The sequence below is a fragment of the Desulfobaculum sp. genome (genome assembly GCF_054921475.1).
Genome location: NZ_JBUDSW010000087.1, coordinates 1 through 12,990, shown reverse-complemented (window position 1 = coordinate 12,990; position 12,990 = coordinate 1). Strand labels below are relative to the sequence as shown.

The 12,990-nt window shown below is 64.1% G+C and carries 10 protein-coding genes and 2 riboswitches; of the genes, 6 read left to right on the top strand and 4 right to left on the bottom strand.

All coding sequences use genetic code 11. The features are described 5' to 3' along the window. Positions 1–270 precede the first annotated feature (270 nt). Positions 271–1,641, bottom strand: coding sequence for an alanine/glycine:cation symporter family protein (locus ACY69P_RS07575; RefSeq protein WP_462327049.1), 1,371 nt, complete (start codon positions 1,639–1,641; stop codon positions 271–273). Positions 1,642–1,766: 125 nt separating this feature from the next. After that, positions 1,767–1,849: riboswitch (glycine riboswitch) on the bottom strand. 2 nt (positions 1,850–1,851) lie between these two features. After that, positions 1,852–1,933: riboswitch (glycine riboswitch) on the bottom strand. A gap of 396 nt (positions 1,934–2,329) precedes the next feature. Here ACY69P_RS07575 and ACY69P_RS07570 point away from each other — a divergent pair. Both ACY69P_RS07570 and ACY69P_RS07565 read left to right on the top strand, forming a co-directional pair. Next, a complete protein-coding gene (locus tag ACY69P_RS07570) occupies positions 2,330–4,738 on the top strand; it encodes a methyl-accepting chemotaxis protein (RefSeq protein ID WP_462327048.1) in 2,409 nt (802 codons plus the stop codon). A 204-nt stretch (positions 4,739–4,942) separates the two neighbouring features. After that, a complete protein-coding gene (locus ACY69P_RS07565) occupies positions 4,943–6,283 on the top strand; it encodes a cyclic 2,3-diphosphoglycerate synthase (RefSeq protein WP_462327047.1) in 1,341 nt (446 codons plus the stop codon). A 154-nt stretch (positions 6,284–6,437) separates the two neighbouring features. Here ACY69P_RS07565 and ACY69P_RS07560 read toward each other — a convergent pair whose 3' ends face one another. Next, positions 6,438–7,562, bottom strand: coding sequence for a putative NPN-dependent ornithine cyclodeaminase (locus ACY69P_RS07560; RefSeq protein ID WP_462327046.1), 1,125 nt, complete (start codon positions 7,560–7,562; stop codon positions 6,438–6,440). Positions 7,563–7,844: 282 nt separating this feature from the next. Here ACY69P_RS07560 and bioF point away from each other — a divergent pair, with 282 nt between their 5' ends. From bioF to ACY69P_RS07545, 3 genes are read left to right on the top strand one after another with little or no spacing between them, the layout of a single operon-like run. After that, positions 7,845–9,035, top strand: a complete 1,191-nt coding sequence (gene bioF / locus ACY69P_RS07555; protein WP_462327045.1) for an 8-amino-7-oxononanoate synthase — start codon at positions 7,845–7,847, stop codon at positions 9,033–9,035. Next, entirely contained in the window at positions 9,023–9,649 is a 627-nt protein-coding gene (locus tag ACY69P_RS07550; protein ID WP_462327044.1) for an alpha/beta fold hydrolase, read from the top strand. The genes bioF and ACY69P_RS07550 overlap by 13 nt, the downstream gene beginning before the upstream one ends. Then, positions 9,612–10,391 carry a methyltransferase domain-containing protein gene (locus ACY69P_RS07545; protein ID WP_459899270.1) on the top strand — a complete coding sequence of 260 codons (780 nt, stop codon included), beginning with the start codon at positions 9,612–9,614 and terminating at the stop codon, positions 10,389–10,391. Before ACY69P_RS07550 ends, ACY69P_RS07545 begins: the two co-directional genes overlap by 38 nt. Before the next feature lie 62 nt (positions 10,392–10,453). Here ACY69P_RS07545 and bioD read toward each other — a convergent pair whose 3' ends face one another. Then, positions 10,454–11,080, bottom strand: a complete 627-nt coding sequence (bioD, locus tag ACY69P_RS07540) for a dethiobiotin synthase (protein ID WP_462327043.1) — start codon at positions 11,078–11,080, stop codon at positions 10,454–10,456. Beyond that, entirely contained in the window at positions 11,077–12,369 is a 1,293-nt protein-coding gene (gene bioA / locus ACY69P_RS07535; protein WP_462327042.1) for an adenosylmethionine--8-amino-7-oxononanoate transaminase, read from the bottom strand. The genes bioD and bioA overlap by 4 nt, the downstream gene beginning before the upstream one ends. Positions 12,370–12,479: 110 nt before the next feature. Here bioA and ACY69P_RS07530 point away from each other — a divergent pair. Then, positions 12,480–12,990 (top strand): aminodeoxychorismate/anthranilate synthase component II (locus ACY69P_RS07530; protein ID WP_462327041.1); only part of this gene is annotated, 511 nt, incomplete at its 3' end.

Below are 12,990 nucleotides of genomic sequence, written 5' to 3'. Positions count from 1 at the left end.
TGCTGGAGATGGCGCGGCGGTGTGGTAGAAGGCCGTTGACCGGGTGGGAGGAGACCAGCGAGGACCTAGCTGGACGGAGACTGAGCGGGAAGGGGGGCCTTTGACCGGGGCGCGCGAAGCCCCGCGCGGAGCAGACCAGAGGAGGGGGGCTGACGCGTGCGGAGCTTCTCCCTTTGGCCAACGCGGCATCCCCACTGGTGCGCCGCGGCATACAAGAAGGGCCGCCCCCAAGCGGGGACGGCGCTTTGTGTTGTGTGGCATGCGTGCGGGTCAGCGTGCGCAGCAGGTTTTGCCGGCGCCGGAGCGTGCGGCAAAGTAGGCGCGGGTTTCGGCGACAACCACGCCGGAGAGGCCCAGCAGGCCAATGAGGTTCGGCACGGCCATCAGGCCATTGACGATGTCCGCCAGCAGCCAGATGGTGTCCAGCTTCAGGAACGCGCCGGATGCCACCAGCAGGATGTAGACGATTTTAAAGGGGCGGATGCCCTTGACGCCCACAAGATACTCCGTGCAGCGCTCGCCGTAGTAGTTCCAGCCAAGGATGGTGGTGAAGGCGAAGAAGACAAGGCCAATGGTGACGATGTACTGCCCAATTTCGGTACCCAGACCCATGTTGAACGCGGCGTTGGTCATGTCCGCACCGGCAAGGCCGTCGGTGTTCCACGCGCCGGTCATCACCAGCACAATGCCTGTCATGGTGCAGATGACGATGGTGTCGAAGAACGTGCCCGTCATGGAGATAAGGCCCTGACGCACGCAGGAATTGGTGCGCGCTGCGGCAGCGGCGATGGGCGCGCTGCCAAGGCCGGACTCGTTGGAGAACACGCCGCGCGCCACACCATTGCGCATGGCCATGAGCATGGTCACACCCAGTGCGCCGCCAAAGGCGGCCTCGGGCGCAAAGGCGCTTTGGATGATGAGGCTGACGGTGGCGGGCACCTTGTCGGCGTTGAGCACCAGAATCATCACAGACGCGGCAATGTAGAACACCGCCGCAAAGGGCACGATGCGCTTTGCCGTTTCGGAGATGCGGCGGATGCCGCCAAGGGTCACCATGGCGACCAGCACGGTCAGCACGGCGGCGGTCAGCAGTTTGGGCAGACCAAACGCGCCCTGCGTTGCCTCGGTGATGGCGTTTACCTGCGGAAAGGTGCCAATGCCAAGAAACGCCACGCCAATGCCAAACACGGCAAACATGCGCGCCAGAAAGCGGTTCCCCAAACCGCGTTCCAGATAATACATGGGGCCGCCGGACATTTGGCCGTTTTCGTCCATCACGCGGTACTTCACGGCCAGCAGGCCTTCGGCGTACTTGGTGGCCATGCCAAAGAAGGCGGCAAGCCACATCCAGAACAGTGCGCCCGGACCACCAGCCTTCAGCGCGGTGGCCACGCCCACGATGTTGCCGGTGCCGATGGTGGCGGAAAGGGCGGTGCACAGGGCGGCAAATGGCGACACGTCGCCCTGTTGGGATTGGTCCTTCTCGCGGCTGAAGACATATTTCAGCGCCAGCGGCAGCTTCAGAATCTGCAACAGGCCAAGGCGGAAGGTCAGGTACGCGCCGGTACCAACAAGAAGAATGAGAAGCGGGGGACCCCAAACAAAGGAGTCAACTTTTTCGAGTAGCTGCAACAAGTCCATTTCTGATGTTTCCTTATGGATTTCAAGGTTCAACAATCAGGAAATGAATGATGCGGCCAGTGGAGGGGAATACATGCGGAAAATACGCCAAGACGCACATGGGGGTGTGCATCTGTGGAATTTTCCCTCTGTCCTTTTGCCTGAGAGTTTCACCGGGGTATCCCGGCTTGCTCCTTCGGCGTTCCCGTTGCGGGAATCTCTCCAGAGGCTCGTCGAACAGCAGTCCTTTTGCCTGAAAGATTTACTTCTTCGGCGCCGCCCCCTCGCGGGCGGTCTCTCCTGCTGTCGTCATCCGATTTCCAAACGCGGAGATGGGGTATAGCGGCAAACGTTTTCCTTGGCAAGCCCTGCCTGCATCGCGCTGTGGGCATTGGCGGGCCGTATGGGCGGATAAGGGGAAAAGATGTGCTTTTTCAGAGGGTAGGGGTAATCTTTTGCGCACAAGCGCCGATAGACGCAGGCAAGACGTGTGATGCCCTAAAGGTGCTGGTATTAAAGGCTATCGGATATCCGACTGGACATTGTGCGATGAAGTGACGTATTCATGACGCCACTGCGACGCCAGCTGAGCGGGCTGGCCTAGGTTCTATACTCCTCATGGCGGAGGCCGTATGCGTGGCGGGTGCGCCCCATGTGTGCTCCGGTTGTCAGGCAACCGCCCCACTCGAACTTTTGGATAGGGTGCTTGATGCGACTGAATTTCAACAAGAAACTCATCTCCGGGATACTGCTGACGGTTGCCGTGCTTTTGGGCACGCAGGCGGCTGTGAATCTGTATCAATCCCAAAAGGCCCTCACCGCCTTCGGGCAGGAATTCCTCAAAAACACAACCACAGAGGTTGTCCACGCCGCGCGCATGCAGGACGAAAGCATGAATATGGCGCTGCGCAATGAGGTTGCGCGGTTTAGCCAGCAGGTGAAGGACAACATGGGGTTCTGGCTCTCCAAAAATGACGTGGAGACCATGAACGTCATCAACCAGAAGACGATGGATGCGGAGCGGGTGGATATTCCCTCCCTGCGTCTTTCCGACACCACCATCCTGAACGACACCTCCATCGTGGACCGCATCCACGACATGTCGGGCTTTCATGCCACCATCTTTCAGGTGCTGCCCGGCAAGCTGGTCCGCGTAAGCACCAGCATTACCAAGGACGACGGCACCCGCGCCGTTGGCACCTACATCCCCGAAGACAGCCCCGTTTACCAAACGGTCATGAATGGCGAGACCTATTACGGCCGCGCCAGAGTGCTTGGTAAGGAGTACATCACCGCCTACGCCCCCGCCACGGACTACGGCGGCAATGTGGTGGCGGTGCTGTTTGTGGGGACGGAGATTATGTCGCCGCACATGCAGTCCATGCTGGGCGAGATTTCCGTCGCCGGGCGCGGCTACGCCTTTGTCAGCGATAGCAACGGCCACCTGCTGTACTGTCCCGAGGACCGCGAGCTCGACTTCTCCGGCAGCGGCAAGGATGTGTGGCGGGCCATTTCGTCCGCGCGCGACAGCATTGTGACCTTTACCAACAACGGCCGCGAGCGCGTTGGCTTTGTAAAGTATTTTGCCCCGTGGGATTGGCTGGTGGTCGTCTCCATCGCCAAGGATTCCATGATGCTGGGTATGGACCGCACGCTGATGCTGGTCAGCCTCGGCGTGGTTGGCATCGGCCTTGTGGCTGCGGCGCTGTTTACCGTGCTGCTTCTGCGCCGGCTGCTGCGGCCTCTTGATGAGCTGTCCTCCGTGACCCAGCGCATTGCCTCCGGCGACCTGAACGCGCGCTCCGAGTACGACGGCGACGACGCCATTGGCCGCACCGTCTCCTCCGTGAACGCTATGGTGCTGGAGCTGAAAAACAAGCTGGGCTTTGCCGAGGGCGTCCTCAAGGGCATCACCCTGCCGTGCTCCGTGGTCAGTGCGGAAAACGAAATGGTGTTCATCAACGACGAAAAGATACGCCTGATGGAATTCCCCGGAACGCCCGAAGACTACTACGGCAAAACCTCCGGCGAGTTCTTCTTCCACGACGCCGCGCGCGAAACCCTCGCCATGAAGAGCATGGACCAGGGCAAGCGCCTGAGCGCCGACATCCCCATGACCACCACCTCCGGGCGCGAGTTCCAGATTAACTCCACCTGCACGCCCATTCATGACCTTGACGGCAACCCCATTGGCGCCTTGGTCATCTGGTTCGACCTCACGGACATGAAGCGGCAGGAAGAGGAAATCCGCAAACAGCACGAGCGCATGGCCGAGGCCGCGCGCCTTGCCGACCGCGTGGCGGAGCAGGTGTCCTCGGCGTCCGAGGAGCTTGCCGCCCAGATTGACGAGTCCAATCAGGGCTCCGGCGAACAGCTGCGCCGCACTGCCGAAGCCGCCACCGCCATGGAGCAGATGAACGCCTCCGTGCTGGAAGTGGCGCGCAACGCTGGCAGCGCCGCCGAATTGGTGGACGGCGCACGCGGCAAGGCCGACGAGGGCGCGCACATCGTGTCCGAAATGGCCAGCATCATCGACGCCGTGGCCGAACGCTCCGAAAGCCTCAAGTCCATCATGGGCGAGCTGGGCGATCAGGCCGAAGGCATTGGCCGCATCATGGATGTTATCTCCGACATTGCGGACCAGACCAACCTGCTGGCGCTCAACGCCGCCATAGAGGCCGCCCGCGCGGGCGACGCCGGCCGCGGCTTTGCCGTTGTGGCGGATGAGGTCCGTAAGCTGGCGGAAAAGACCATGAGTGCCACACGTGAGGTTGCGGTCTACATCGAAAGCATCCAGACCAGCGCCCGCCGCAGTCTGGAAAGCACCGAGGAGACCGTCTCCGCCGTGCAGGAAACCACAGAGCGCGCCGGGCAGTCTGGCCGCTCCCTGCAGGAAATCGTCAGCATGGTGCAGTCGGGCGCGGATCAGGTCCGGGCCATTGCCACGGCGGCGGAGGAGCAGTCATCAGCCAGTGAGCAGATCAACCGCTCCACCGAGGAAATCAACTCCATCGCCAGCGAAAATGCCGACGCCATGGCCCAGTCCACCGAGGCCGTGGCCGAACTGGCCCGCCTTGCCGTGGAGCTGAAAAACATCACGGCGGACATGCGCGAATAACCCACAGCGCGGCCAAAAGCCGCAGACGAAAAACTCCCGCGGCGGGGACGCATACGGTGCGTCCCCGCCGTTTTTTGTGGCCTCTCCCGGCTTCGGTGTCGCCTCCATGGGCCTGAAAAAACGGAAAGAGCCTTGACGATATCGCCTGTCTGGTCTTTCGTGGATGTATCGACATGCATGAACCTGAACACAGGAGCCTGACACATGGTCGAGAAGGTCGTCATCATGGGCGCGGCGGGCCGCGATTTCCACAATTTCAATGTCTATTTTCGGGATAATCCCCGCTATGAGGTTGTGGCCTTCACCGCCTCGCAGATTGAAGGCATCGAGAACAGAAGCTACCCGGTGGCACTCTGCGGGGCCGGGTACCCAGACGGCATCCCCATCTGCCACGAGGACGAACTGGAGCGCATCGTCAGCGGCAACAAGGTGGACCTTGTCGCGTTTTCCTATTCCGACGTCCGGCACGAGGACGTGATGCACAAGGCGTCGTCCGTTATGGCGGGCGGCGCTGATTTTATGATGATAGGGGCGACGTATACCATGCTGGAGTCCTCCCGCCCGGTGGTGGCCGTCTGCGCTGTGCGCACGGGATGCGGCAAGTCGCAAACCACGCGCAAGGTGTGCGACATTCTGCGGGCAGAGGGAAAACGCGTGGTGGTTGTGCGTCACCCCATGCCCTACGGCGACCTGTCACGGCAGGTGGTCCAGCGCTTTGCCAGCTTTGAGGACTTCACCGCCCATGAGTGTACGGTGGAGGAGCGCGAGGAGTATGAACCGTTGGTGGAGCGCGGCCTTGTGGTCTACGCCGGGGTGGACTACGCGGCCATCCTGCGCGAGGCCGAAAAGGAGGCCGACGTCATCGTGTGGGACGGGGGGAATAACGACACCTCGTTCTTTAAGCCGACGGTGCAGATTACGGTTTTCGACCCCCACCGCGCCGGGCACGAGCTGACCTACTTCCCCGGTGAAACAAATATGCTGATGGCGGACATTGCCGTGGTGAACAAGGTGGACACCGCGCCGCCCGAAGGCGTGGCCATGGTCCGCGAGAATATCGCCCGGCACAGCCCGCAGGCGCAGGTGGTGCTGGCCGAATCGCCGGTGTCCGTGGCGGATCCGGCGGCCGTGCGCGGCAAGCGCGTCCTTGTGGTGGAGGACGGCCCAACCCTCACCCATGGCGAGATGGGCTTTGGCGCGGGCAGTGTGGCCGCGCGGGCGTATGGCGCGGCGGAGCTTGTGGACCCGCGTCCCTACGCGCAGGGCAGCATCCGCGAAGTGTTTGCCAAGTATCCGCAAGTGGGGCCGGTGCTCCCGGCCATGGGCTACAGCCAGCAGCAGTTGGCGGACCTTGAGGCCACCATCAACGCCGTGGACTGCGATATGGTCCTGCTTGGAACCCCAGCCAAGCTGACGGGATTCCTCTCCATCGACAAGCCCGCCCAGCGCGTGGTGTACGAATACGCCGACAGCGCCGAGGCGGCGCCAGAGGCCACACTTGATGGCGCCCTGCGCGCGGCCCTGCAGGATAAGGGCGTGCTGTAGCGGGGCAGGGGCTTTTGAACGAATGGCGGCGCACCGGCGGGAGCCAAGGGCGCCACCTGAGAAGACGTGAGAGACGAGCGGCGTCCGCTTCCCATAAGACGGGGAGGCGGACGCCGCATGCATTTGGCAGGGAGGCAAGGGCGCGGAAGCGGGGCTATTCGTCCAGCGGGGGCGGTGGGCCTTCGCGGCACCAGTCGCGCAGGCCGCGCTCCGTGGTGACAAGAAAGTCCTGCACGTTGGTGAGGATGGAGCGCGCGGACAGCGAACCACGGTTCGCCAGCTTGTTGATGACGAATTCACTCATGTCCACGGAGTAGAAGAAGACGGGGCGTACGCCGTGTGTGGTTACGGTGTAGGAGGGCGTCATGTTGCCTACGGCGATGGAGTGCAGCTGGGTTGCCATGGCAATGACCGTGGTGGCCTGCTGGACCAGAGCGCGCATGGCATCCTGCGCGGCGTAGCAGTCCGCCATGACTTCTGGCATGGGGCCGTCGTCGCGGATGGAGCCGGCCAGCACGTAGGGGATGTTTTTTTCATGGATGGCGTGCATGACGCCGTTTCGCACCAGCCCGGACTCTATGGCGGCGGGCATGGACCCGGCGCGGCGGACCTCGTTGAGGGTATCCAGATGGTGGTAGTGCCCAAGGGGCGCGGAGCGCTTGGAGTACAGCCCCTGCCCGAGGGCCGTGGTGTGTATGGCGGCCTCCATGTCGTGCGTGGCAAGGGCGTTGCCCGCAAGCAGGCCCTGGACATAGCCCTGCCGCACAAGGCGGGCGAGGGCCTCGCGCGAGTCGTGGTCAAAAACCACAGCAGGGCCAAGCACCCACAGGATGAAACCGTTGTCCCGCTCGTATTGCAGCAGGGAGTACAGCTCGTCGTAGTCGATGGAGAAGGAGCTTTCGCGCGTCATGCGGGTGCGGAAGGCGAATTTTTCCGCGCCGCCGTCCACGGCGCCAAAGGGCTCCGTCTGCACGAAGATGCCGTCCTCGCCGTCCTCGCGCCTGCCAACGCACACAAGGTCGCCCGGGGCAAGGCGGCGCGGTTCCACAACGTGCAGTGTGTCGCCATCGCGCACCACCACGCAGTCCATGCGCGATTTTTCGGGCATGACCCACATGCCGCGCTCCAGCTGAAAGTACTCCGGATAGATGGACGTGGCGTGAAAGCTCTGCGGGGCTACGCCGGCGCTTTCCACAGGGACAAAACGGGCCAGCGGCGCGTCCGTGAGGGGCGGCTGTGTGAAATCCGGCTGTTTGTAGGGGGGAAGCGTGAAGGACATGCGGCCTCCTTATGGCTGTTGAAACCGGCACTCTGCGGGGCTGACATCTTCCGCCTGCACGGCTCTCGCATCGTAGAGAGATGCGCTGGGGCGCGGGCATTTTGCGCCGTGCATCGGCCACTTTGGGCCAGCCCGCAGTGCTCGGCGGGGACGTTGCGTTGCCCGCACGTGCAAAACATTTCCCGCATTCATCACAACCATCCGATACAATGGACAAAAAGGCAAGACGGCAGGGCAGGGGCTATTTGCTTCAAGGCGGTATTTGCGGTAGCTCTCCCGCCCATGGCACAGGATCAATTTTGGAAAACGCACATTACGTCGGAGCTTTCGCGCATGCGCGCCGCATCGCTCCTGCGCGAGATGCCGCCGGTAGACCACGGGGCGGAGCTGTACCTGACCTATGAAGGGGAACGGCTCCTGAACCTTGCCTCCAACAACTATCTGGGCCTTTCCGGCCACGCGGCCCTGCGCGACCACGCCGCCCGCGCGGCGCTGGAGGGCGGGGCGGGTAGTGGTGCCTCGCGCATTGTGACTGGCACGGACGTCGCCTACGACGCGTTGGAGCGCGAAGTGGCGGCCTTTAAGGGGACGCAGGCGGCCCTTGTGGTCGGTTCCGGCTATGCGGCGAATCTGTCCATTATGACGGCCCTTGCCGGGCGCACGGCCACTGTGTTCTCCGACAGGCTCAACCACGCCAGCATCATCGACGGCATCACCCTGTCCCGCGCGCGTCACGTCCGCTACCGCCATAACGACATGGACCACCTGCGCCGCCAGCTGGAGGCGCACGCAGACGCGGCGCAGAAAATTTTGGTGACGGACAGCGTGTTCAGCATGGATGGCGACTGCGCCGACCTGGAGAGCATTGTCCGCCTGTGCCGGGACCATGGCGCACTGCTGGTGGTAGACGAGGCCCACGCCACGGGCGTGTTGGGCGACGGCAAGGGACTGAGCCACGCCCTTGGCTGCGCTGGCGAGGTGGACGTGCAGATGGGCACCTTTAGCAAGGCGCTTGGCTCCTACGGCGCGTACATCGCCGCGGATGAGGACATCATTGCCCTTATCCGCAACCGGGGGCGGTCCTTTGTGTTTTCGACCTCGTTGCCGCCCAGTGTGGTGGCCGCCAACCGCGCCGCCCTGCGCAGTGTCGCCACGGACACCGCTTTAGCGGGCCGCCTGACGGACCTGAGCCAGAGCTTGCGCGGGCATCTTGATGGGCTGGGCTTTGATACCGGCGGGTCCACCACCCAGATTATCCCGGTCATCCTTGGTGACAACGACGCCGCCATCGCCGCGCGTGAGTATCTGCGCCGCAAGGGGCTGTACGTTCCCGCCATCCGCCCGCCCACGGTGCCGCAGGGTACGGCGCGTCTGCGCATTTCGCTGCGGGCGGATATTTCGGACAAGGTCATGGATGACATCTGCGCCGCGTTTACGGACCTTGCGCAGGAGCGTGGCGTATGCCGCGCGTAACGGTTGTGTCCGGCTGGGCCGGGCAGGCGGCGTTCTTCCCGGGGTTGACCGCGCAGGGCGAGCATATTGCGCCCTTTGTGGACGCATCCCCCGGCGCAGTGCTGTCCCGGCTGACGGGCGGCGGTGTGCTGGTGGGCTGGTCCACGGGCGCGCATATCCTCCTAGGGGACCTTGCGCGGCTTTCTGGACTGTATGACTGCGTTGTGCTGGTTGCGCCCTTTGCGGCGTTTTCCCGCTGCGCTGAGGCCAGCGTGCTGGAGACCATGACCGCCAACATGACCACGGCGGCCCAGCGTACGGTGCGCAGCTTTTACCGCAACTGCGGCATCCGCGGCGCGGCCACAGACTGGGTGCAGGGCGAAGCCCCGGCGTTGACTGAGGGGCTGCGATTTTTGGCGCGCTCCACGGTGGAGGCGATTCCCGCCGATGTGGCCCTGTCGAATGTGGTTCTCATCGGCGGCGCGGCGGACCGTATCGTCCCGCCTGCCGAAACGGAGCGCGTTGCCGCCATGGCGCCGGGGGCCAGCTTGCAGCGCGTTGACGCAGGACATTTCATCACAGAGGAGGTCATTGCCGATGTCGTACTGCACACGGCAGGTTGCCGCCTCCTTTAGCAGGGCGGGGGCCACATATTCACGCGCGGCCCGCATCCAGCGCCGCGCGGCTTTTGACTGCGCGGACGCCGTGCCCCTTGGGCATTACCCGGTGACGGTGGAAATTGGCACCGGCTGCGGCGTGCTGACGGATTTTCTGCGCCCGCACGTCCTGTGGGACACGTACATTGGGTGCGACATCGCCCCCGGCATGTTGGCCGCCATGCACTGTCCGGGCGACGGCGAGCACCTTGTGGTTGCCGATGGCGAAGAGGTGCCGCTTTCTCCGGGACGGGCGGATTTGCTGGTGAGCGCCTCCACCATGCAGTGGTACCGCGACCCGGCGCGCTCCATTCCGGCGAATCTGCGCCTGCTGCGGCCGGGCGGGCGGTTTTCCTTTGTCATCTTTGTGGCGGGAACCCTTGCCGAGTTGGCGCAGGTCAGCCGCGAGACGGGCTTTGGGCATGTTGTCCCCATGCGCGACGCGCAGGAGTACGAATGGATAATCAGCGGCACGCCGGGCGTCACCTGCCAGACGCGGGTGTGGGACGCGCAGATGCGCTACCCCTCGGTGCGCGACTTTCTGCGCGAGCTGAAGCGCACGGGCGTGACCGGGGCCGGAGCGGCGCGGGCGTTTTCCCGCTCGCGCTACACGGCGTTTTGCCGCCGGTACGAGGAGCTTTGCGGTGGCGGCACCGAGGTTGTGGCCTCGTGGCGGATGCTGTTTGTCAGCGGCGTGTTTGACGGCGCGCCACAGGGATAAAAAACGCGCGGCGCCATGAAGGATCGCCGCGCGCCGGAAGGTCTTTCTCTGTCTGCGTCCGGTTACGGAATGTACCGGGCGCAGGCGTTTTTGAGGCCCTGCGGGGAGAGGTCATCAAGCATGGGCACCTGCGCCAGCACGGGCACGCGTCCAAAGTGGGCAATGGCGTCTGCATTGGCCGGGTGGGGCGGGCCGTTCATGATAACGCCCGCAACCTCGGCCCCGGCGGCGCGCAGGGCCGCCAGCGTCAGCAGGGTGTGGTTGATGGTGCCAAGGCCGGAGCGCGCCACCACGACCACGGGCAGGCCAAGGCGCGTGATGAGGTCCAGCATCAGGGCTTCGGTATTCAGCGGCACCATCAGGCCGCCCGCGCCCTCTACGACCAGCGGCGCATCCTGCGGCAGGGCGGGGGTGGTGATGGCGTCCAAATCAATGCGTACGCCGTCAATGGCGGCGGCCTCGTGCGGGGAGAGCGGCTCGGTCAGGCGGTAGGCCTCGGGCAGAAAGCGCTCCTGCGGCAGGCCGGTGAGTGCCCGCACGTCGCGGGTGTCCGAGTCCTCGTTGACGCCGCTTTGGATGGGCTTCCAGTAGTGGGCGTCCAGCGCAAGGGTCAACAGGGCGCTGATGACGGTTTTGCCTGCGTCCGTGTCCGTTCCCGTAACGAAGAGCCGTTGGGGCAGAGTGCTCATGACAACAGCTCCGGGCGCGCCACGGCGTCCACAATGGCGGACGTTATCTGCGAGAGGTCGTCCTTCTTCATGATGTAGGGCGGCATCACGTACACAAGGCGGCCAAAGGGCCGTACCCAGACGCCGCGGTCCACAAAAAAGCGCTGGAGCGCCGCCATATCCACGGGGCGGGTGGTCTCCACCACGCCAATGGCCCCAAGGGTGCGCACGTCGCGCACGGTGGGCAGGTCCGCGCAGGGGGCCAGCTCGCGCCGGAGTTGGTCGCCAATGGCGCTGACGGAGGCGGCCCAGTCATTTTCAACCAGCAGGTCAAGGCTGGCGCAGGCCACGGCGCAGGCCAGCGGATTGCCCATAAATGTCGGCCCGTGCATAAGGACGGACAGTTCGCCGTCCGAGATGCCGTCAGCCACGCGGTCCGTGGCGAGGGTGGCGGCAAGGGTCATGGTGCCGCCGGTGAGCGCCTTGCCAAGGCACATGATGTCCGGGCTAATCCCCGCGTGCTCGCAGGCAAAGAGCTTGCCCGAGCGGCCAAAGCCCGTGGCTATTTCGTCCGCGATGAGCAAAATGCCCGTCCGGGTGCAGATTTCGCGCACGCGGCGCAGGAACTCCGGCGAGTAGAACCGCATGCCGCCCGCGCCCTGAACGATGGGCTCCAGCACTACTGCCGCCAGCTCGCCCTCATGCGTGCGGACACACTGCTCAAAGGCGTCAAAGTGTTCGTCCTCCCACGGCTCGTCAAAGGCCGGAGTGGGGGCGGGGGCGAAGACGCTTTTGGCAAGCACGCCGGCGAACAGGCTGTGCATGCCGTTTTCCGGGTCGCATACGCTCATGGTGCGGAAGGTGTCGCCGTGGTAGCCGCCGCGCACCGTCAGCAGGCGGCAGCGCCCCGTTTCGCCCTTGGACAGCCAGTATTGAAAGGCCATCTTGATGGCGACCTCCACGGACACGGAGCCGGAGTCGCTAAAGAACACGCGCTGGAGCGGCGCGGGCGTCATGTCCACAAGGCGGCGCGCCCGCTCCACGGCGGGGCGGTGGGTGATGCCGCCAAACATTACGTGAGACATGGTCTGCGCCTGCTGCGTAAGCGCCTGAACAAGCCGCGGGTGGGAATAGCCGTGGATGGCGGCCCACCACGAGCTCATGCCGTCGATGAGTTCGCGCCCGTCCTCCAGCGTCAGGCGGACGCCTTCGGCCCGCGCCACGGGGTAGACGGGCAGCGGGTTGTTCATGGACGTGTAGGGATGCCAAATGTGCTCCCTGTCAAATTTCACTATGTCGCTTGTCTGCATTGTTGCACTCCTTGGGGGCCGCGTGGCCCGTAGGAGGTTGTGGGCGATGGCGGCAAGGATGTCAAACCCAGCCGGGCGGCCCAGTCCCCTGCGCGGGAGCGGAGAGTGCGATGCGTATCGTCATCATCGATAATCGGGACAGTTTTACGCGGAACTTGGAGCATCTTGTGGCGCAGGTGGCCCCAAGCCCGCCCGCCATCGTCCCCGTGGCGGAGATTGACGCTGTGAACCCGGCAGAGTGGGACATGGTGATACTATCCCCCGGACCGGGCGCGCCAGAGGAGTATCCCGGCTACGCGCGCATTGTGGATTCCGGCGTGCCTGTGCTGGGCGTGTGCCTTGGGATGCAGATTCTTAATGCGCATTTTGGCGGCGTCACCTCGCGCCTTGCGGGCTGCGTGCATGGGCGGCAGGACGTGATGCACTGGCGGCAGCGGCTGTGGACCGTGGCGCGCTATCACTCCCTGTACGTCACCACAGTGGGGGCGGGGCTGGACGTCCTTGCGATCAACGCGCAGGGCGTGCCCTTTGTGCTGGCGCATCCTCAGCGGCCCCTCATCGGCTACCAATTTCATCCCGAATCCTTTTTGACCGAAAATGGCGGAGCGTTCATCGATTATG